The following is a 20120-nucleotide window of genomic DNA, read 5'->3' on the forward strand; positions in this document are numbered from 1 at the left end:
GCTTGGTGGTGGTCAGGCTCCCGCGGCCGACTTGAGGTCGGCGGCCCGGTCGGTGCTCTCCCAGGTCAGGTCCGGCAGCTCCCGGCCGAAGTGGCCGTACGCGGCGGTCTGCTGGTAGATCGGGCGGAGCAGGTTGAGGTCCCGGATGATCGCGGCCGGACGCAGGTCGAACACCTCGGTGACGGCCTTCTCGATCGAGGAGACGGGCACGGTCTCGGTGCCGAACGTCTCGATGAACAGGCTCACCGGGTGCGCCTTGCCGATGGCGTAGGCGACCTGCGCCTCGCACCGCTCGGCCAGGCCGGCGGCGACCACGTTCTTGGCCACCCAGCGCATCGCGTACGCGGCCGAGCGGTCCACCTTCGACGGGTCCTTGCCGGAGAACGCGCCGCCACCGTGGCGGGCGTACCCGCCGTAGGTGTCGACGATGATCTTGCGGCCGGTCAGGCCGGCGTCGCCCATCGGGCCGCCGATCTCGAACCGGCCGGTCGGGTTGACCAGCAGCCGGTAGCCATCGGTGTCCAGGCCGAGGCTCTCCAGCTCCGGGGCGATCACGTGGTCGCGCACGTCCGGGGTGAGCAGCGAGTCCAGCGAGATGTCGGCGGCGTGCTGGCTGGACACGACAACGGTGTTCAGCCGGACCGGGCGCAGCCCCTCGTACTCGATGGTGACCTGGGTCTTGCCGTCCGGCCGCAGGTACGGGATCGTGCCGTCCTTGCGCACCGCCGAGAGGCGGCGGGCCAACCGGTGCGCGAGCGCGATCGGCAGCGGCATCAGCTCGGGCGTCTCCGAGCAGGCGAAGCCGAACATCATGCCCTGGTCGCCGGCGCCCTGCGCGTCCAGCGCGCTCTCCGACGCCCCGGTGCGCAGCTCGAAGGCGTTGTCCACACCCTGCGCGATGTCCTCGGACTGCGCGCCGATGGAGACGCTGACCCCGCAGGAGGCACCGTCGAAGCCCTTCTTCGACGAGTCGTAACCGATGTCGAGGATGGTCCGGCGGACGATCGTCGGGATGTCGGCGTACGCCTTGGTGGTCACCTCACCGGCGATGTGCACCTGACCGGTGGTGATCATGGTCTCCACGGCCACGCGGCTGTGGGGATCCTCGGTCAGCAACGCGTCGAGGATGCCATCGCTGATCTGGTCAGCGATCTTGTCCGGGTGGCCTTCCGTGACCGATTCGGACGTGAAGAGACGGCGTGTCACGGCACTCCTAAGCGTGTGAGGTCGTTCCGCGGCAGTCTAATCACCACTGCGGCCGGTGTCGGGATCGGTCGCGCCCTGTTCCACCCGTCAGGAGCGGCCGGGCAGCCGCGCCACGACGAGATCCCACACGGCGTCGGCCACGGCTTCCTTGGCCTGCTCGGGCAGCCGGCTGACCGAACCGTCCGCGCCGATGACCGTCACCGTGTTGGTGTCGGCGCCGAAGACCAGGTCCGGACCGACCTCGTTGACCACGATCAGGTCGGCCCGCTTCCGGGCGAGTTTCGCCCGGCCGTTGGCCTCGGCGTCACCGGTCTCGGCGGCGAACACCACCAGCACCTGCCCTGGTCGTTTGCGCTGGCCGAGCTCCGCCGCGATGTCAGGGTTCGTGACGAGCTCGATGGTGGGTGCGACACCGTCGTCCGACTTCTTGATTTTGCCAGTCGCGTACGTCGCGGGCCGGAAATCGGCCGGAGCCGCCGCCATCACCACCGCGTCGGCCTCGACGGCGGCCTTGACTGTCGCCTCCCGCAACTCGGCGGTGGTGCCCACCCGGATCAGGTCGACCCCGGCCGGGTCGGCGAGGCCGACGTTTGCCGAGATGAGTGTGACCCGGGCACCCCGAGCGACCGCCGCGCGGGCGAACGCGTACCCCTGCTTGCCCGACGAACGGTTGCCCAGGAAACGCACCGGGTCGAGGGGCTCGCGGGTGCCACCGGCGGTGACGACCACCCGGCGACCGGCCAGGTCGGCGGGGGCGGAGGCGCCGCGGGCCAGGAGCCGACCGGCGACGGCGAAGATCTCCGCCGGGTTGGGCAGCCGGCCCTTTCCCGTGTCGGCGCCGGTGAGCCGGCCGACGGCGGGCTCGATGACCCGGACTCCCCGGGAGCGCAACGTGGCCACGTTGGCCACTGTGGCGGGGTGCTCCCACATCTCGGTGTGCATGGCCGGGGCCAGCAGGACCGGGCAGCGGGCGGTCAGCAGGGTGTTGGTCAGCAGGTCGTCGGCGAGGCCGTGGGCGGCCTTGGCGAGCAGGTCGGTGGTGGTCGGCGCGACCACCACCAGGTCGGCCTGCTTACCGAGGCGGACGTGCGGCACCTCGTGGACGTCGGTCCAGACGTCGTCGGCGACCGGTTGACCGGAGAGCGCGGCCCAGGTCGGCGCTCCAACGAAGCGGAGCGCCGACGCCGTTGGCACGACCCGAACCCGGTGACCCGATTCGGTGAAGAGTCGCAGCAGCTCGCACGCCTTGTAGGCGGCGATGCCGCCACCGACCCCGAGGACGATCGAGGCGGACATCGGCCAGCGGGGGCTTACGGCTGGTCGGTCGGCTCGGCGGTGAGCAGGCCCGAGTTGATCTCGCGCATGGCGATGGAGAGGGGCTTCTCCTGCGGGGTGGTCTCGACGAGCGGGCCGACGTACTCCAGCAGACCCTCACCGAGCTGGCTGTAGTAGGCGTTGACCTGGCGCGCGCGCTTGGCGGCGAAGATGACCAGCGCGTACTTCGACGTCGTCTTCTCGAGGAGCTCGTCGATCGGCGGGTTGGTGATGCCTTCGGGGTTGGCGATGGATCCCACGAATTAACCTCTGCGTCTTTCGAGCCGCGCGGACGCGGTGCTGAGTCTCAACGGCGGCCGACCGTCAGCCACGCACGCGCGACCAGGCCGGATCCGGATAAGAAGAACCGAGTAAGCCTACCAGCTCCTCGACCACCCGTTCGGTGTGGTCGTGGGTCAGCGCGTGCTCGACGGTGGCGGCCACCGTGGCGTCGGGCGCGTACCCGGGTGGGCTCAGCAACACCAGCCGGGCGTCGCGCAGGCGCGCCCGGACCAGTGGGACGCCGCGCAGGTCGAGCGGGAGAAGCACCGGCTGGCCGGCGTCGAGCCGGGCGCGTAGCGGCGGGTACGGGGTGCCCCGGCGGTGTGAACCGATCCGGGACCACTCCAGCAGCTCGCCGTCGACGATCCGCCGATCGAACTCGGCGGGGGCGAGGAAGACCCGGTCCACCCCGTCGATCTCCGACTCCCGGCGCGGCCTGGTGGTTGCCGCGACCGGGATCCACACGGACGGAGAACGCGCCCGGACGAGCTCGACGACACTCTCCCTGCCGGAACCCGAAGGTCCAGCCAGGACAGTGAGCCGAGCCGCCGGGCGCGCCTCGTCATCCGTGCTCACTGCTTGTTTCTACACGCTGCCAGGTTCAGTTGGCGGCGAACTCTCCAAGCAGTGCCTTGCGCTGCTGCTCGCCGAGGCCACGCAGGCGACGGCTGTCGGCGATCTTGAGCTTCTCCATGATCTGGGTAGCCCGGATCTTGCCGATGCCCGGCATGGCCTGCAGGACGGCCGACACCTTGAGCTTGCCAACGACGTCGTCGCTCTCGGCCCGCTCGAGGACGGCACCGAGGGTGGTCTTGCCCTGCTTGAGCTGCTCCTTCAGCTGAGCACGGGCCTTGCGGATCTCCGCGGCCTTCTCGAGCGCGGCAGCGCGTTGTTCGGGGGTCAGTGACGGGAGCGGCACCAGTTCTCCTCAGGTCCCTATCGCGGCGGGCGGGGCGCACCGCCGCATCTGTGAAACGTGGTGTCGCTGTGAACCAAGGGGTCCATGGTTCCCAGCGCGGGGAAAACTAGCGGCCAACGGAGCTTTCGGCAACGTGGGGCCGCATGATCACCGTAGAGTGACCGACCCGTCAGTCAGTCACCGGGCAGGCAGGACGGCCCGGCAGTCGACCAACACGCGGTCCGCGGCGGCCCGCAGCGCGGCCACGTCAGGGCCTGCCGAGAGCACTTCCCGGGAGTACGACGGGAGCACCGAGGCGAGGCTCGAACCGAAGACGGTACGCAGATCGGCTGCGCCGGCACCCTGCGCGCCGAGCCCCGGAGCGAGCAGTGGGCCACCCACACCGGAGAGGTCGTGACCGGTGTCACCGATGGTCGCGCCGACCACCAGACCGAAGCTCCCGAGCGGGGACGCACCCCTGTTGAGCTGGGAAATCTCGTCGATCACGGTTTGCGCCACGGTGCGGCCGTCAGCCGTGACGGCCCGCTGCACGGCCGCGCCCTCGGGGTTGGAGGTGAGGGCCAGCACGAACACCCCGCCGCCGTGCTCGGCGGCCAGCTCGAACATCGGCGCCAGCGAACCGACCCCGAGGTAGGGGCTCGCGGTGACCGCGTCGACATACACGGGGCTGGATGGATCAAGGTACGCGGCGGCGTACGCGCTCACCGTCGAGCCGATGTCGCCGCGCTTGACGTCGAGCAGAACGAGCGAGCCGGCATCCCGTAACTGTCGGATAGTTGACTCAAGAATCGCCACACCTCGGGACCCGAACCGCTCGAAAAAGGCCGACTGAGGCTTGACTACCGCAACCCGGTCACCAAGGGCTTCCACCACGGTCCGGCTGAACCGGTCGAGCCCCTGAACGTCGTCCGGGAGGCCCCACTGAGCCAGCAGACCGGGATGCGGGTCGATGCCCACACAGAGTGGGCCCCGCTCGGTGATCGCCCGGTGCAGCCGGGTACCGAAGCTCTCCATCGGAGTGTTCCCCTCTTCTCGTCCGGACGGCTGACCCGCCCGGGTAACCCGTCGACCCGGTGGCCGGGCCGACTCAGCCGGCCGCCACCGCCGCCGCCACCCCGGTCGCGATCCGGGCCAGGTCGACGTCGTCGGTGACGTACGGCGGCATCGTGTAGATCAGGTCGCGGAACGGACGTAGCCACACCCCCTGGGCGACAGCGGCTGTGGTCGCCGCGCCGAGGTCGACCTCGTGGTCGAGCTGCACCACGCCGATCGCGCCGAGAACCCGTACGTCGGCCACGCCCGGCGTGCCGCGCAGGGGCTCCAGACCGGCGCGCAGGCCGGCGCCGACCCTGTCGACCTGGCCGGCCCAGTCTCCGGCCCGCAGCAGCCCGATGGAGGCGTTCGCCACCGCGCAGGCCAACGGGTTGCCCATGAACGTGGGCCCGTGCGCCAGCACGCCGGTCGCCGAGATGCCCTGGGCGACCTCAGCGGTGCACAGGGTCGCCGCGAGGGTCAGGTACCCGCCGGTCAGCGCCTTGCCCAGGCAGAGCACGTCCGGCGTCACCCCGGCGTGCCCGGCGGCGAACATCTCGCCGGTACGGCCGAACCCGGTGGCGATCTCGTCGAAGATCAGCAGAATTCCGTTCGCCCGGGTCACCTCGCGCAGCACGCGCAGGTAGCCCGGGTGGTGGAAGCGCATCCCGCCAGCGCCCTGGACGACGGGCTCGACGATCACGGCGGCCAACTCGTCGGCGTGCCGCTCGACCGTCTCCACCAGGGCCGCCACGTACGCGTCGTCAGGCGGGTCGGTGAAGCCGCCCGGCGGCACCGGGGCGAACACCTGCCGGGGCAGCACGTCGCCCCACAGGTGGTGCATCCCGCCCTCCGGGTCGCAGACGCTCATCGGATGGAAGGTGTCGCCGTGGTAGCCGCCCCGCCAGGTCGCCAGCCGGCGCCGCTGTGGCCGGCCGACGGCCCGCTGGTACTGCAGGCACATCTTCACCGCCACCTCGACGCTGACCGAGCCGGAGTCGGCCAGGAACACGTGCTCCAGGCCGTCCGGGGTCAGCTCGACCAGGGTTCGGGCCAGCCGCACCGCCGGCTCGTGGGTGAGCCCGCCGAACATCACGTGGCTCATCCGGCCGAGTTGGTCGGTCACCGCCGCGTCAAGCACCGGGTGCCGGTACCCGTGGATCGCCGCCCACCAGGACGACATGCCGTCCACCAACTCCCGCCCATCGGCCAGGGTGAGCCGTACCCCCTCGGCGCCACGCACCACGTACGGCGGGTTGGCCGGCGGCAGCGCGGCGTACGGGTGCCAGACGTGCGCCCGGTCGAAGGCCAGGATCTCCTCGGGTGTCACGCGTACTCCTCTGCGCCTCAAGCGGTCCGGACGGCGGACGTCCTGCGGCCGGGTCGAACCTCTCCGCCGCTGCCTTTGCTCTGCACCCGCGGACGCGACACCCGGTGGCCGGGTGTCGCGCTCCGGGTGGTGCACCCACGGGTGCAGAGCAAAGGGCAACAACGGGCGTGTGCTCCTCGACGCGGAGCGGGCTCGGCACCCGGTTGCGCCCGGCCGGCACCGGGCCGAGCGCGCTCCCCGGCCGGCGACCGCGTCCGGTGCCGCCGTAGCGCCCGCCCCGCGGGCGCCGGCGCGGACCAGGGCCGGTCCGCGGAAGATGAAGCCGGTGTAGAGCTGCACCAGGGCGGCGCCGGCATCGAACATCCGCGCCGCGTCGTCCGGGTCCAGCACCCCGCCGACGCCGACGATCGGCAGCCGGCCGCCCGTCTCGGAGTGGACGAAGGCGACCACGTCGCGGGCCCGCCCGGTGAGCGGCCGACCGGACAGGCCACCGGCCTGCCCGCCACGCTCGACGTCGACGCCGGCGAGACCGTCCCGGGACAGGGTGGTGTTGGTGGCGATCACCCCGGCGGCACCCCGGGCCAGGCAGACCTCCAGCAGCTCGGCGATCGCCGCCTCGGTCAGGTCTGGTGCGATCTTGACCAGCACCGGCTTCTCCCCCACCAACGCGCCGAGCAGCGCGTCCAGGTGGCCACGGTCCTGCAACGACCGCAGACCCGGGGTGTTCGGTGAGGACACGTTCACCGCGAAGTAGTCGCCGTGCCCGCGCAGCGCCCGGTACGAGGCGAGATAGTCCTCGACCGCCTCGTCCAGCGGGGTCACCTTGGACTTGCCCAGCGAGATGCCCAGCGGCACCCCGAGCGGGCGCGGCAGTGCCGCCAACCGGGCGGCCAGCGCGGCGGCCCCGGCGTTGTTGAAGCCCATCCGGTTGACCACCGCCTCGCTGGACGGCAGCCGGAACAGCCGCGGCCGGGGGTTGCCCGGCTGGGCGTGCGCGGTGACAGTGCCGACCTCCACGAAACCGAAGCCGAGCGCCGGCCAGGCCGGCAGCGCCGCGCCGTCCTTGTCCATCCCGGCGGCCAACCCGACCGGGTTGGGGAACCGCACCCCGAACACGGTGCGCGGCGCGTCGACCGCGTACCGGGCCCGCAGCGCGGCGAGCGCGGCCGGCCGCCGAGACAGGGCCGCCAACCGCCGCAGCGTCCACTCGTGCGCCGCCTCGGCGTCCCCGCCCCCGAGCCGGAACAACCACGGCCGTACCACCTGCTCGAACAGTGTCACCGGGCCGCCCGCAGGATTGCGTGCAGGTCCTGCAGGGGGCGGACCTGCATGTCGCCGCGGATCCGCGCCTCGATGCCCATCACCGCCGCGGCGGCGCCCGGGACCGTGGTGATGCAGGGGATGTCCGCGGTGACGGCCGCGCTGCGGATCTCATAACCGTCGGAGCGGGCGCTGGCACCCGAGCCCTGCGGCGTGTTGATCACCAGCGCCACGTGGCCGCCGCCGATCAGCGACACCGCGTCGTCGCCCGCACCGGCCTGGTAGTGCTTACGGATCTGCTCACAGGCGATGCCGTGCCGGCGCAGCACCTCGGCCGTGCCGGCGGTGGCGACGATCTCGAAGCCCAGATCGGCCAGCCGCTTGATCGGGAAGATCATGCCGCGCTTGTCCCGGTTGGCCACCGAGACGAAGATCTTCCCGGCGGTCGGCAGTGACCCGTACGCGGCCGACTGGCTCTTGGCGAAGGCGTGCCCGAAGTTGGTGTCGATGCCCATCACCTCGCCGGTCGACTTCATCTCCGGCCCGAGCAGCGAGTCGATCCCCTTGCCCGCGCGGGTTCGGAAACGCTTGAACGGCAGCACCGCCTCCTTGACCGCGACCGGCGCGTCGGCGGGCATCGTGCCCCCGTCCCCCGTCGCCGGGAGCAGGCCCTCGGTGCGCAGCTCGGCGATGCTCGCCCCGAGCGCGATCCGGGCCGCCGCCTTGGCCAGCGGCACCGCCGTGGCCTTGGAGACGAACGGGACGGTCCGCGACGCGCGCGGGTTGGCCTCCAGCACGTAGAGCACGTCGTCCTTGAGGGCGTACTGCACGTTGAGCAGGCCACGGACCCCGACGCCACGCGCGATGGCCTCGGTGTAGCGGCGGACCTCGACCAGGTGCGAGCCCGCGAGGGTGATCGGCGGGAGCGCGCAGGACGAGTCGCCGGAGTGGATGCCCGCCTCCTCGATGTGCTCCATCACGCCGCCGATGTAGACCTCGCCGTCGGCGTCGCACAGCGCGTCCACGTCGATTTCGATGGCGTCGTCGAGGAACCGGTCCACCAGCACCGGGTGGTCCGGGGAGATGTCGGTGGCCCGACCGATGTAGTCGCGCAGCGTCGGGTCGTCGTAGACGATCTCCATGCCCCGCCCGCCCAGCACGTACGACGGCCGGACCAGCACCGGGTAGCCGATCTCGTCGGCGATCGTCTTGGCCTCGTCGTACGAGGTGGCCATGCCGTGCGCCGGCGCGCGCAGTCCGGCGCGGGCCAGCACCGCGCCGAACGCGCCGCGCTCCTCGGCCAGGTGGATCGACTCCGGGGAGGTGCCGACGATCGGCACACCGGCGTTCTTCAGCCGCTGCGCCAGCCCCAGCGGGGTCTGCCCGCCGAGTTGGACGACCACCCCGACCACACCCGGCCCGCCGGCCGCCCGACCGGACGAGTCCTCGGCGTGCCAGACCTCCAGGACGTCCTCGAAGGTCAACGGCTCGAAGTAGAGCCGGTCGGCGGTGTCGTAGTCGGTGGAGACCGTCTCCGGGTTGCAGTTGACCATCACGGTCTCGTAACCGGCCGACCGCAACGCCTGCACGGCGTGCACGCAGGAGTAGTCGAACTCGATGCCCTGCCCGATCCGGTTCGGGCCGGAGCCCAGGATCAGCACCTTCGGCCGGTCCGACGGCACGACCTCGGTCTCCAGGTCGTACGTCGAGTAGTGGTACGGCGTGGTCGCCTCGAACTCGGCCGCGCAGGTGTCCACCGTCTTGTAGACCGGGCGCACGTCCAGGCGGTGCCGCAGGGTCCGTACGCCGTCCTCGGCGGCCAGCTCCGGGCGCAGCGCGGCGAGCTGCCGGTCGGACAGACCGGCCCGCTTGGCACGACGCAGCAGGTCGGCGTCGAGCACCGGCGCGTCGACGATCTCGGCGCGCAGCTCGATCAGCGCGGCGATCTGGTCCAGGAACCACGGGTCGATGCCGCCGGACGCCTCGGCCACCTCGGCGATCGACGCCCCGAGCCGCAGCGCCCGCTCCACTGTGTAGAGCCGGCCGTCGTGCGGGATCCGCAGCGCCGCGAGAGTGTCCGCCAGGGTGACGCCGGCCGGGTCCGGCACACTCCAGAAACCGGCCGATTTGGTTTCCATCGAGCGCATCGCCTTGTTCAGCGCCTCGGTGAAGTTGCGCCCGAGGCTCATCGCCTCGCCCACCGACTTCATCGTCGTGGTCAGCTCCGGGTCGGCGCCGGGGAACTTCTCGAACGCGAACCGGGGGATCTTCACCACCACGTAGTCGAGGGTCGGCTCGAACGCCGCCGGGGTCTTCAGGGTGATGTCGTTGGGGATCTCGTCGAGGGTGTAGCCGATGGCCAGCTTCGCGGCGATCTTCGCGATCGGGAAGCCGGTCGCCTTGGAGGCCAGCGCCGAGGACCGCGACACCCGGGGGTTCATCTCGATCACGACGATCCGGCCGTCGACCGGGTTGACAGCGAACTGGATGTTGCAGCCGCCGGTGTCCACCCCGACCTCGCGCAGCACGGCGATGCCCAGGTCACGCAGGCGCTGGTACTCCCGGTCGGTGAGCGTCATGGCCGGGGCCACTGTGACGCTGTCGCCGGTGTGCACACCCATCGGGTCGATGTTCTCGATCGAGCAGACCACCACCACGTTGTCGTGCCGGTCGCGCATCAGCTCGAGCTCGTACTCCTTCCAGCCGAGCACGCTCTCCTCGATGAGCACCTCGTGCACCGGGCTGGCGGACAGGCCGTCGCCGGCGATGCGGGCCAGGTCCTCCGGGGTGTGCGCCATGCCGGAGCCCAGGCCCCCCATGGTGAACGACGGCCGGATCACCACCGGCAGGCCCAGCTCGGCGACTGTCGCCTCGACCTCGTCCATCGAGTGGCAGACCCGCGAGCGGGGCACCAGCCCGGTCGGGTCGTCGACGCCGAGCCGTACGCCGGCCTTCGCCACGATCTCCTTGAACAGCTGCCGGTCCTCGCCCCGGTTGATGGCGTCGATGTTCGCGCCGATCAGCTCCACGCCGTACTTCTCCAGGACGCCGGCCTCGTGCAGGGCGACGGCCGTGTTCAGCGCGGTCTGACCGCCGAGGGTCGCGAGGATCGCGTCCGGGCGCTCCTTGGCGATGACCAGCTCCACGAACTCCGGGGTGATCGGCTCGACGTAGGTCGCGTCGGCGAACTCCGGGTCCGTCATGATCGTCGCCGGGTTGGAGTTGACCAGGCTGACCCGGATCCCCTCGCTGCGCAGCACCCGGCACGCCTGGGTGCCGGAGTAGTCGAACTCGCAGGCCTGCCCGATGACGATCGGCCCGGAGCCGATCACGAGGATGTGCTTGAGATCGGTCCGCTTAGGCATTGCTGCGCCCCTTGCTGTGGGTCCGGCCTTCGATCAAGTCGGCGAATCGGTCGAAGAGGTAGTCCGCGTCGTGCGGACCGGCCGCCGCCTCCGGGTGGTACTGGACGGTGAACGCGGGCAGGTCCACCGCCCGCAGCCCCTCGACCACGTTGTCATTGAGGCAGACGTGCGACACCCGTACGCCACCGAAGTCGGTGTCGATCACCTGGTCGGGGACGACCACGCCGACACCCGCACCGGGCACCCGCACCGCGAAGCCGTGGTTGTGGCTGGTCACCTCGACCTTGCCGGTGACCCGGTCCAGCACCGGCTGGTTGATCCCCCGGTGGCCGTAGCCCAGCTTGTAGGTGCCGAAGCCGAGCGCCCGACCGAGGATCTGGCTGCCGAAGCAGATGCCGAACAGCGGCACCTCCCGCCGCAGCGCCTCCCGGGCCAGCTCCACCGGGGCGTCGGCGGTGGCCGGGTCGCCCGGGCCCGGCGACAGGAAGATCGCGTCGGCGCCGGTGGCGAGCATCTGGTCGATGCTCGACGACGCCGGCAGCACATGGGTGGTCACCCCACGGGTGGCCAGCCGACGCGGCACGTTGCGCTTGATGCCCAGGTCCAGGGCGGCCACTGTGAACCGGTGCTCGCCCAGGGCCTCGACGACGTACGGCTCGGCGGTGCTCACCTCGGCGGACAGGTCCGCGCCGACCATCTGCGGCGCCTGGCGGACCCGGGCCAGCAGGCTCTGCGGGTCGTTGTCGATGCTGGAGATGCCCACCCGCATGGCGCCCCGCTCGCGCAGGTGCCGGGTCAGCGCCCGGGTGTCCACCCCGCTGATGCCCACCACGCCCTCGGTGGCGAGGCGGTCCTCGAGACCGCCGGTGGCCCGCCAGTTCGAGCCGATCCGGGCCGGGTCGCGTACGACGTAGCCGGCCACCCAGATCCGACCGGACTCGTCGTCCTCGCCGTTGACGCCGGTGTTGCCGATGTGCGGCGCGGTCTGCACCACCACCTGACGGTGGTAGGACGGGTCGGTGAGGGTCTCCTGGTAACCGGTCATGCCGGTGTTGAAGACCGCCTCGCCGAAGGTCTCCCCGACGCTGCCGTACGCCTCGCCGGGGAACGTGCGCCCATCCTCCAGCACCAGGATTGCCGGTCTGCGCTTGACCATTACTTGACAGCCTTTCCGTCCAGGACCGTCGGCTCGCCACGCAGGAAGGTCGCCACGATGCGACCTGGCAGCGTCATGCGGGCGTACGGGGTGTTGCGACTGCGACTGGCCAGCTCCGCCGGCTCGATGGTGCGGTGGGCGGCCGGGTCGATCAGGGTCAGGTTGGCCGGGACACCCGGCGCGGGGTCGACGCCGTGCCCGGTGAGGCCGGCGATCCGTGCGGGGGTGCGCGACATCCGCTCGGCGATCAGGTCCCACTCGGGGCCGAGCACGTCCAGCGCGATGGAGAGGGCCGTCTCCAGACCGAGCATCCCCGGTCGGGCGTACGCCCACTCGCACTCCTTGTCCTCCACCGCGTGCGGGGCGTGGTCGGTGGCGATCACGTCGATCACCCCGTCGGCGAGGGCGGCACGCAGCGCGGCGATGTCCGCGGCGGTGCGCAGCGGCGGGTTCACCTTGTAGACCGGGTCGTAGGTTTCCGCCCGTTCGTCGGTGAGCAGCAGATGGTGCGGGGTCACCTCGGCGGTCACGCGTACCCCGCGCGCCTTTGCCTGACGCAGCACCTCGACGCTGCCGGCGGTGGAGACGTGGCAGACGTGCAGTCGGCTGCCCACGTGCTCGGCGAGCAGCACGTCCCGGGCGATGATCGCCTCCTCGGCGACCGCCGGCCAGCCGATCAGGCCGAGCCGGGTGGAGACCTCGCCCTCGTGCATCTGGGCGCCCTCGGTGAGCCGGGGCTCCTCGGCGTGCTGGGCGATGATCCCGTCGAACGCCTTGACGTACTCCAGGGCTCGGCGCATCAACTTCGGGTCGGCGACGCAGTGCCCGTCGTCGGAGAAGATCCGTACCCGGGCCGCGGAGTCGGCCATCGCGCCCAGCTCGGCCAGCCGCTCGCCGGCCAGCCCGACGGTGACCGCGCCGATCGGCTGCACGTCGACCAGGCCGGCCTCGCGGCCGAGGCGCCAGACCTGCTCGACAACGCCGGCGGTGTCCGCCACCGGGGAGGTGTTGGCCATCGCGCAGACCGCCGTGTAGCCGCCCAGCGCCGCCGCCCGGGAACCGGACTCGACGGTCTCGGCGTCCTCCCGACCGGGCTCGCGCAGGTGGGTGTGCAGGTCCACGAGGCCGGGCAGGGCGACCAGGCCGGTGCCGTCGACGACCGTGGCGTCCGGCGCGGTCAGGCCGGCACCGACCTCGGCGATCACGCCGTCGCGGATCAGCAGGTCGGTCGGCGCGGCGCCGACGACACTCACGCTGGTGATCAGGTACGCGGTCACCGGTTGTTCCCTCCGAGCAGCAGGTAAAGGACAGCCATCCGCACGGAGACCCCGTTGGTGACCTGTTCGACGATGGTGGAGCGGGGTGAGTCGGCGACCTCGGGGGTGATCTCCATCCCCCGGTTCATCGGGCCGGGGTGCATGACGATCGCGTGCTCGGGCAGCCGGCGCATCCGCGGGCCATCCAGCCCGTAGCGGCGGGCGTACTCGCGCGCGGAGGGGAAGTAGGAGTCGTTCATCCGCTCCCGCTGCACGCGCAGCATCATCACCACGTCCACGTTCGGCAGGACGGAGTCGAGGTCGTAGGAGACGTCGGTGCCGGGCGCGAGGGCGCCCGCGATGTCGACCGGGATGAGGGTCGGCGGGCCGACGAGGGTGACCTTGGCGCCGAGGGTGGACAGCAGCAGCACGTTGGAGCGGGCCACCCGGGAGTGCAGCACGTCCCCGACCACCGCGACCGACAGGCCGGCGAGCCGGCCCAGCCGGGCCCGCATGGTGTACGCGTCCAGCAGCGCCTGGGTGGGGTGCTCGTGGGTGCCGTCGCCGGCGTTGACGACCGACCCGTCCACCCAGTTGGCCAGGCGGTGCGGCGCGCCGGAGGCGGGGTGTCGGATGACGACGGCGTCCGCGCCCATGGCCTGCAGGGTCAACGCGGTGTCCTTCAGGCTCTCACCCTTGGTGACGCTGGACCCCTTCGCGGAAAAGTTGATCACGTCGGCGCTGAGCCGCTTCGCCGCCGCCTCGAAGGAGATCCGGGTCCGCGTGGAGTCCTCGTAGAAGAGGTTCACCACGGTCCGTCCGCGCAGCGCGGGAAGCTTCTTGATCTCCCGGCCGGCGACGGTGGCCATCTCGGCGGCGGTGTCCAGGATCTCGGTGGCGGTGTCGGCGTCCAGGTCACCGCCGGAGAGCAGATGCTTGATCATGAGGCGGTCCCCCCGTAGAGCTTGACCTCGTCCGTCCCGTCGATCTCGGCGAGCGTCACCTTGACGCTCTCGGCGAGCGAGGTCGGGATGTTCTTGCCGACGTAGTCGGCGCGGATCGGCAACTCCCGGTGTCCCCGGTCGACCAGGACGGCGAGCTGCACCGAGGCCGGGCGGCCCACGTCGTTGAGCGCGTCGAGCGCGGCCCGGACGGTGCGGCCGGAGAAGAGCACGTCGTCGACCAGGATGACCCGCTTGCCGTCGATTCCCCCCGGGGGCAGCTCGGTCGGACCCACCGCGCGGGTGGCGTGCCGACGGAGGTCGTCGCGGTACAGGGTGATGTCGAGCACACCGACCGGAACGGCGACGTCCTCGAAGGTGCTGATCCGGTCGGCGAGTCGCCGGGCGAGGGGGGTGCCCCGGGTGGGAATCCCGAGCAGCACCGTGTTGGCGGCGCCCTGGGTCTTCTCCAGGATCTGGTGTGCGATGCGGTCGACCACGCGTTGCACGTCGGCGCTGGCGAGGATCACCTTCACCGAGGGTTGTTGCGGTGGTGACGAGCGGGCAGCCGGTGGGTATGCCACGGCGGACCTCCTTCCCCGCCTCACGGGACGGGTCGTTAAAGGATGTCGGGCACCTCCGGCCGGACCGCTCAGCAGACCTGGGCCGGGGCTTCCGCCACGTTACCAGTGGTCACCGGGGTGATGGACGGCGGCCGCTGACCACCGGGTCAGGTACCGGAAAAGGGGAAAACTCCCCGGACGCTCCGCAACGGTAGGGGCACGACCACTTGACCACGTGTCGCATTCCCCGTACCGTCACGCTCCGTAGCGATCGACGGGAGAACCCCGAGCAGCACTGGGAGTGTCCGAATGCCCTCTGAATACGCCAAGTCTCTGGGCGCCCGCCTGCGCTCCATCCGCCAGCAGCAGGGTCTCTCCCTGCAGGGTGTGGAGGAGAAGTCGAACGGGCGGTGGAAGGCCGTGGTGGTCGGCTCGTACGAGCGTGGCGACCGGGCCGTGACGGTGTCCCGTCTGGCCGAGTTGGCCGAGTTCTACCGCGTACCCGTCTCGGAGCTGCTGCCTGACGGCAGTGGCGTCCGTCACGAGCCCACCAGCAAGATTGTCCTGGACCTGGAGCGGCTCTACGACGAGGCCTCCGAGGACCTGGCCTACGTTGCCCGCTACGCCCGCGCCATCCAGCAGCAGCGCGGCGACTACAACGGCCGGGTGCTCTCCATCCGCGCCGACGACCTGCGGGCGCTCGCGATCGTCTACGACGCCTCACCGTCGGGCCTGATCGAGCGGCTCACCGAGCACGGCGTGCTGGTGGCCGACCCCCGGGCGTTCTTCGCCTCCTGATCTGCCGCTCCACCTGATCTGCCGCTCCACCGAAAGGGCCCGTGCCAGCTGGCACGGGCCCTTTCGGATGTGCGGTGTTCGGTGCGGACGCTCAGCGGGTGGCGTACTCGGCGATCCGGCCGAGCACCCCGTTGAGGAAGCGCGGCGAGTCGTCGGTCGACATCTGCCGAGCCAGCTCCACGGCCTCGCTGATCGCCACCGCGTCGTCGATCTCGTCGACGTAGAGCAACTCGTAGACGGCGATCCGGGCCAGATTACGGTCGACGACCGGCATCCGCTCCAGCGTCCAACCCTCGGCGTAGCTGGCGATCAGCTCGTCGATCCGGTTGAGGTGCTCGGCAACCCCCTCGACCAGGCCCACCGCGTAGCCGAGGTGCTCCGGTCGGGGCTGCTCGATCCGCTGCACGTAGCCGGCGAGCACCTCCACCGGAGGCTTGTCCCGCAGGTCGGCCTCGTAAAGGACATCCAGCGCCCGCTTGCGCGCCTTGCGGCGCGCCGGCATCTGCTGCTTGGAACCCTCAGCCATCAGGCGCGGCCGAGGTAACGGCCGTCGCGGGTGTCGACCTTGATCTTCTCGCCGGTGGTGATGAACAGCGGAACCGGCACTGTGGCGCCGGTCTCCACGGTCGCCGGCTTGGTGCCGCCGGTCGAACGGTCGCCCTGCAGGCCCGGCTCCGTGTAGGTGACCTCCAGCACGACGCTGGTGGGCAGCTCGATGTAGAGCGGCACACCCTCGTGCTGGGCGACGGTCGCCTCCGCCTCGGGCAGCAGGTAGTTGGCTGCCTCACCGACGGTGCCACCGGGCACGGTGATCTGGTCGAAGGTCTCCAGATCCATGAAGACGAAGTCCTCACCGTCGGCGTACAGGTACTGCATCGTGCGCTTGTCAACGGTCGCGGTTTCGACCTTGGTGCCCGCGTTGAAGGTCTTGTCGACCACCTTCCCGGACAGCACGTTCTTCAGCGTGGTGCGCACGAAGGCACCACCCTTACCGGGCTTGACGTGCTGGAACTCGACGACGGCCCAGAGCTCGCCGTCCAGGTTGAGTACCAGGCCGTTTTTGAGGTCGTTGGTGGAGGCCATTTCCTGCCTTGATCATCAATTGGCGGACAGACCTGGCAAGTCTACAAGCTGCGTCGAATCGGACGGCCCCCCGTTCGGAGCGCCCAGTCGGTGGGCCTTCAGCGGGTGGCCAGATGGTGCAGAGCGAGACGATAGCCGTCGATACCGAGACCGCAGATCACCCCGGTCGCCACCGCCGAGACCACCGAGTGGTGCCGGAACTCCTCGCGGGTGTGGATGTTGGAGATGTGCACCTCCACCAGCGGCCCCCGCAGCATGGCGCAGGCGTCCCGCACCGCGTACGAGTAGTGCGACCAGGCGGCCGGGTTGAGCACGACAGCGGCGCCCTCGTCGGCCGCCGTGTGCAGCCAGCCCAGCAGCTCGTGCTCCGCGTCGGTCTGCCGGACCGTCACCGCCAGCCCCAGCTCCCGACCGGTGCTCTCGCAGAGCGCCACCAGGTCCGCGTAGGTGGTCGCGCCGTACACGTCGGGCTCGCGGGTGCCCAGCCGGCCCAGGTTCGGCCCGTTCAAGACGTAGACCTTCACGAGCCCACCTCCCGGTAGGCGGCCTCCAGCAACGCGTCGTCGGGGCCCTCCAACATCGTCGGGCGGGCCAGCCCGTCGAGCACCACGAAGCGCAGCCGACTGCCCCGGGTCTTCTTGTCCACCCGCATCGCGGCCAACAGCTGCGGCCAGGCGTCGGCCGGGTAGCTCACCGGCAGGCCCAGCACGCTCAGCGTGACCCGGTGTCGGTCGGCGGTCGGCGCGTCCAGCCGCCCGGCGAGCCGGGCCAGCGTGGCCGCGTACACCAGTCCGACGGCGACGGCGTGGCCGTGCCGCCAGCGGTAGCCCTCGTTCTGCTCGATGGCGTGGGCCAGGGTGTGCCCGTAGTTGAGCACCTCCCGCAGGCCCGACTCGCGCAGATCGCCGGCGACCACGTCGGCCTTGACCCGGATGGCCCGCTCGATCAGCTCCCGGCTCACCGGCCCTCGGGGGTCGGTGGCGGCCTCCGGGTCGTTCTCGACGAGATCCAGGATCGTCGGGTCGGCGATGAAGCCGCACTTGACGACCTCGGCCAACCCGGCAGCCAGGTCGACAGCGGGCAGGCTGTCCAGAGTGGCCAGGTCGGCCAACACCCCGACCGGCGGGTGGAACGCGCCCACCAGGTTCTTGCCGGCGGCCGTGTTGATGCCCGTCTTGCCGCCGACCGCGGCGTCGACCATGCCCAGCAGCGAGGTCGCCACCGGCACCCAGCGCACACCCCGCAACCAGCAGGCCGCGACGAAGCCGGCCAGGTCGGTCACCGCGCCGCCGCCCACCCCGACCACCGCGTCGGTGCGGGTGAAGCCGGCCGCTCCGAGCCGGTCCCAGCAGGAGGCGGCCACCTCGATGTGCTTTCCCGACTCGGCGTCGGGCACCTCGATCGGCAGCGGCTCGACGCCGGCAGCGCGCAGGCGTTCGCCGAGCGCGTCCGCGAGGGCCTTGAGCGGAGGCGCGTGCAGCACCGCGACCCGGGTCGCGCCGGGCAGCAGGCCCGGCAGCGCGCCCAGCAGGTCACGTCCCACCAAGACGTCGTACGGCCGCTCGCCGCCGACCGGAATTCGGGTCACCTCGTCCATCGCCGGCAGCCTAGTCCAGCGGGCGGCGCGGCGAGGGCGGCTGTCCACCTGCTGGCCGAGCGGCCCAGTCCGCCAGCCGGCGGGCGTGTTCGGCCACCGCGGCGCGCAGCGCGTCCGGATGCCGCACTGTGAACGGACACCCCAGCCCGGCCAGCAGCGCCGCCATCCCGGGCAGGCTCTCCGCTCGGGCCCGCAGCAGCACCCCGTCGGTGGTGGCGGTCAACTCGGCCACGCTGGGCGGGATGCGGCGGCGGGCGGCGACCAGGTCGGTCTCCAGCACGACCTCCACCTCGTGCGTGTACGGCACACCGGCCAGCGACCGGGTCACCCAGGTCACCGCTTCGAAGCCGTCCGGCACTGTGAACGTCGCCATGCCGGGCGTCACCGCGCCGATCCGGTCCAGTCGGAAGGTGCGGATCTCCCCGCGCCGGTGGTCGTGGCCGGTGACATACCAGCGGCCGGCGTGGAAGACCAGCCCGTACGGGTCGAGCTCGCGGTGCGACTGCTCGCCCCGCCAGGAGCGGTAGTCAAGCGCCACCCGCTGCCGGTGCCGGGTTGCCGAGGCCAGTGCGAGCAGGGTGCCGGACGCCGGTCCGCGCTCCGGTTCCGGACGACGCAGGGTGAAGCCCAGGTGCTCCTGGATGGCGGCGAGCCGGTCGGCGAGCGCGGCCGGCAGCACCCGGCGGATCTTCGCCAGCGCGGTGGCGGTGGCCGGCTGCTCGGTGGCGAGCCCGACCCGTTCGGCGACGACGAGGCCGAGCAGCACGGCCACCGCCTCGTCGTCGGTGAGCATCAGCGGCGGCAGCTGGTAACCGGGGTGCAGCCGGTAGCCGCCGTAGCGGCCCCGGTCGGCGGTGACGGGAATGCCCAGCTCGACGAGCGTGGTCGCGTACCGGCGGACGGTCCGCTCGTCCACACCGAGGTGGCCGGCGAGTTCGGCGGCCGTGGACCGGTGCCGGGTCTGCAGCAGTTCGAGCAGGGCCAGCACCCGCCCCGCGGGATGTGACACGGGCCACTCCTTCAAACCGGGCGGATCCTGTCCGGAATAGATCGTACGGTCTGTCGGTAACCGAGAGAAGGAGCCGCAGATGGCGACATTCGTGCTGGTGCCGGGGTTCTGGTTGGGTGCCTGGGCGTGGCGGGACGTGACCGTCGCGCTGCGGTCGCAGGGGCACGAGGTCTATCCGATGACGCTGACCGGGGTGGCCGAACGCGACCACCTCGCCGGGCCGGAGGTCAGCCTGGACACGCACACCACCGACATCGTCCGACTCATCGAGGTCGAGGACCTGCGCGACGTCCTGCTGGTCGGGCACTCCGGCGGCGGGATGCCGGCCGCCCAGGCGGTGGACCGCATCCCCGGCCGGATCGCCCGGATCGTCTACGTGGAGAGCGGGCCGTTGCCGGACGGCACGGCGCAGTTCGACACGCTGCCGCCGGAGGAGCAGCAGCGGCTGCGGGCAGCGATCGGAGCCGGGCACCTGCTGCCGCCGCCGGCCTGGGACCCGGCCGCCGACCCGACCAACCTGGCCGGCCTGGACGACCCGACGCTCGCGCTGCTGCGTACCCGGGCCACCCCGCAGCCACTGCGGGCCGCCACCGACCCGGTCCGACGCACCGGTGGGCGCCCGGTGCCGACGGCGCTGGTCGCCAGCACCTTCCCGCTGGACGTGGTGCGGCAGATGATCCAACAGGAGCATCCGTTCTTCACCGGCCTGGCCGACGGCCAACTGCATGAGCTGCCCACCGGGCACTGGCCGATGCTCAGCGAGCCGAAGGCTCTGGCCGACGTCCTCGACCTGATCGCCCGCACCTGAGGACCACCCCACCGCGCCGATCTTGCAGTTTCGGTTGCCGAGATGGGGTGAAATGCCCCCTACGTCGGGACAGTAAGTGCAAGACGCTTCTATGTCGGTGGTGATCGGTTCGGCTGGTTGCCGCTAGGTTCGGCGTCGGTGATCGCTTGGGTGGCTCATTGCCGATCCGGCCGCTCGGAGTGCGGGTGTGCCTTGTGCAAG

19 protein-coding genes and 1 pseudogene are annotated in these 20120 nt (G+C 71.4%); 2 read left to right on the forward strand and 18 right to left on the reverse strand.

Annotated features, from left to right (window positions below):
* Positions 1–12: 12 nt before the first annotated feature.
* The 13 genes and pseudogenes from metK to pyrR form a co-directional block, all read right to left on the reverse strand.
* Positions 13–1206 (reverse strand): methionine adenosyltransferase, encoded by a 1194-nt coding sequence (gene metK, locus KBX08_RS22850; RefSeq protein WP_091401916.1) that lies wholly within the window; start codon positions 1204–1206, stop codon positions 13–15.
* Between the two features lie 87 nt (positions 1207–1293).
* On the reverse strand, positions 1294–2502 hold the full coding sequence (gene coaBC, locus KBX08_RS22855) for a bifunctional phosphopantothenoylcysteine decarboxylase/phosphopantothenate--cysteine ligase CoaBC (RefSeq protein ID WP_210785453.1): 1209 nt from the start codon (positions 2500–2502) through the stop codon (positions 1294–1296).
* A gap of 14 nt (positions 2503–2516) precedes the next feature.
* Positions 2517–2780 carry a DNA-directed RNA polymerase subunit omega gene (rpoZ, locus tag KBX08_RS22860; RefSeq protein WP_030335666.1) on the reverse strand — a complete coding sequence of 88 codons (264 nt, stop codon included), beginning with the start codon at positions 2778–2780 and terminating at the stop codon, positions 2517–2519.
* Between the two features lie 64 nt (positions 2781–2844).
* Positions 2845–3378, reverse strand: coding sequence for a guanylate kinase (locus KBX08_RS22865; protein ID WP_210785454.1), 534 nt, complete (start codon positions 3376–3378; stop codon positions 2845–2847).
* Positions 3379–3403: 25 nt separating this feature from the next.
* Entirely contained in the window at positions 3404–3721 is a 318-nt protein-coding gene (mihF, locus tag KBX08_RS22870) for an integration host factor, actinobacterial type (RefSeq protein ID WP_030335662.1), read from the reverse strand.
* A 177-nt stretch (positions 3722–3898) separates the two neighbouring features.
* The gene (gene pyrF, locus KBX08_RS22875) at positions 3899–4735 is read right to left on the reverse strand and encodes an orotidine-5'-phosphate decarboxylase (protein WP_091401910.1); all 837 of its coding nucleotides are present in this window, start codon (positions 4733–4735) and stop codon (positions 3899–3901) included.
* Between the two features lie 73 nt (positions 4736–4808).
* On the reverse strand, positions 4809–6083 hold the full coding sequence (locus tag KBX08_RS22880) for an adenosylmethionine--8-amino-7-oxononanoate transaminase (RefSeq protein ID WP_210785467.1): 1275 nt from the start codon (positions 6081–6083) through the stop codon (positions 4809–4811).
* A gap of 273 nt (positions 6084–6356) precedes the next feature.
* Positions 6357–7364: pseudogene (locus tag KBX08_RS22885) on the reverse strand (quinone-dependent dihydroorotate dehydrogenase); the annotation flags it as partial.
* The gene (gene carB, locus KBX08_RS22890; protein ID WP_210785455.1) at positions 7361–10708 is read right to left on the reverse strand and encodes a carbamoyl-phosphate synthase large subunit; all 3348 of its coding nucleotides are present in this window, start codon (positions 10706–10708) and stop codon (positions 7361–7363) included. The pseudogene KBX08_RS22885 and the gene carB, both read right to left, overlap by 4 nt.
* A complete protein-coding gene (carA, locus tag KBX08_RS22895; protein WP_210785456.1) occupies positions 10701–11864 on the reverse strand; it encodes a glutamine-hydrolyzing carbamoyl-phosphate synthase small subunit in 1164 nt (387 codons plus the stop codon). Before carA ends, carB begins: the two co-directional genes overlap by 8 nt.
* A complete protein-coding gene (locus KBX08_RS22900; protein WP_210785457.1) occupies positions 11864–13141 on the reverse strand; it encodes a dihydroorotase in 1278 nt (425 codons plus the stop codon). Before KBX08_RS22900 ends, carA begins: the two co-directional genes overlap by 1 nt.
* Complete coding sequence (locus KBX08_RS22905) at positions 13138–14064, reverse strand: aspartate carbamoyltransferase catalytic subunit (RefSeq protein WP_091401900.1); 927 nt, start codon at positions 14062–14064, stop codon at positions 13138–13140. The genes KBX08_RS22900 and KBX08_RS22905 overlap by 4 nt, the downstream gene beginning before the upstream one ends.
* Entirely contained in the window at positions 14061–14645 is a 585-nt protein-coding gene (pyrR, locus tag KBX08_RS22910; protein ID WP_210785458.1) for a bifunctional pyr operon transcriptional regulator/uracil phosphoribosyltransferase PyrR, read from the reverse strand. The genes KBX08_RS22905 and pyrR overlap by 4 nt, the downstream gene beginning before the upstream one ends.
* A 288-nt stretch (positions 14646–14933) precedes the next feature.
* Between pyrR and KBX08_RS22915 the strand changes: the two genes are divergently transcribed.
* Positions 14934–15422: a transcriptional regulator gene (locus KBX08_RS22915; protein ID WP_007458348.1), complete on the forward strand. Its 489-nt coding sequence runs from the start codon at positions 14934–14936 to the stop codon at positions 15420–15422.
* A gap of 91 nt (positions 15423–15513) precedes the next feature.
* Here the strand turns inward: KBX08_RS22915 and nusB are convergent, their stop codons facing one another.
* The 5 genes from nusB to KBX08_RS22940 form a co-directional block, all read right to left on the reverse strand.
* Complete coding sequence (gene nusB / locus KBX08_RS22920) at positions 15514–15924, reverse strand: transcription antitermination factor NusB (RefSeq protein WP_184188983.1); 411 nt, start codon at positions 15922–15924, stop codon at positions 15514–15516.
* Between the two features lie 23 nt (positions 15925–15947).
* A complete protein-coding gene (gene efp / locus KBX08_RS22925; RefSeq protein WP_007458344.1) occupies positions 15948–16505 on the reverse strand; it encodes an elongation factor P in 558 nt (185 codons plus the stop codon).
* A 98-nt stretch (positions 16506–16603) separates the two neighbouring features.
* Positions 16604–17029, reverse strand: coding sequence for a type II 3-dehydroquinate dehydratase (gene aroQ / locus KBX08_RS22930; RefSeq protein ID WP_210785459.1), 426 nt, complete (start codon positions 17027–17029; stop codon positions 16604–16606).
* Positions 17026–18102 carry a 3-dehydroquinate synthase gene (gene aroB, locus KBX08_RS22935; RefSeq protein WP_210785460.1) on the reverse strand — a complete coding sequence of 359 codons (1077 nt, stop codon included), beginning with the start codon at positions 18100–18102 and terminating at the stop codon, positions 17026–17028. Before aroB ends, aroQ begins: the two co-directional genes overlap by 4 nt.
* Positions 18103–18112: 10 nt before the next feature.
* Positions 18113–19111, reverse strand: coding sequence for a YafY family protein (locus tag KBX08_RS22940; protein ID WP_210785461.1), 999 nt, complete (start codon positions 19109–19111; stop codon positions 18113–18115).
* A 79-nt stretch (positions 19112–19190) separates the two neighbouring features.
* On the opposite strand from KBX08_RS22940, the gene KBX08_RS22945 reads away from it, so the two are divergent.
* Positions 19191–19919 carry an alpha/beta fold hydrolase gene (locus KBX08_RS22945; protein WP_210785462.1) on the forward strand — a complete coding sequence of 243 codons (729 nt, stop codon included), beginning with the start codon at positions 19191–19193 and terminating at the stop codon, positions 19917–19919.
* Positions 19920–20120: the final 201 nt, after the last annotated feature.

It is taken from the genome of Micromonospora sp. H61 (genome assembly GCF_018070325.1).
In the GTDB taxonomy this organism is placed as follows: Bacteria; Actinomycetota; Actinomycetes; order Mycobacteriales; family Micromonosporaceae; genus Micromonospora; species Micromonospora salmantinae.

Coding starts and splice junctions, on each gene's coding strand:
- coaBC (WP_210785453.1), bottom strand. CDS start 2,502: ATGTCCGCCTCGATCGTCCTCGGGGTCGGTGGCGGCATCGCCGCCTAC.
- pyrF (WP_091401910.1), bottom strand. CDS start 4,735: ATGGAGAGCTTCGGTACCCGGCTGCACCGGGCGATCACCGAGCGGGGC.
- carB (WP_210785455.1), bottom strand. CDS start 10,708: ATGCCTAAGCGGACCGATCTCAAGCACATCCTCGTGATCGGCTCCGGG.
- carA (WP_210785456.1), bottom strand. CDS start 11,864: ATGGTCAAGCGCAGACCGGCAATCCTGGTGCTGGAGGATGGGCGCACG.
- KBX08_RS22905 (WP_091401900.1), bottom strand. CDS start 14,064: ATGATCAAGCATCTGCTCTCCGGCGGTGACCTGGACGCCGACACCGCC.
- KBX08_RS22915 (WP_007458348.1), top strand. CDS start 14,934: ATGCCCTCTGAATACGCCAAGTCTCTGGGCGCCCGCCTGCGCTCCATC.
- nusB (WP_184188983.1), bottom strand. CDS start 15,924: ATGCCGGCGCGCCGCAAGGCGCGCAAGCGGGCGCTGGATGTCCTTTAC.
- efp (WP_007458344.1), bottom strand. CDS start 16,505: ATGGCCTCCACCAACGACCTCAAAAACGGCCTGGTACTCAACCTGGAC.
- aroB (WP_210785460.1), bottom strand. CDS start 18,102: ATGGACGAGGTGACCCGAATTCCGGTCGGCGGCGAGCGGCCGTACGAC.
- KBX08_RS22945 (WP_210785462.1), top strand. CDS start 19,191: ATGGCGACATTCGTGCTGGTGCCGGGGTTCTGGTTGGGTGCCTGGGCG.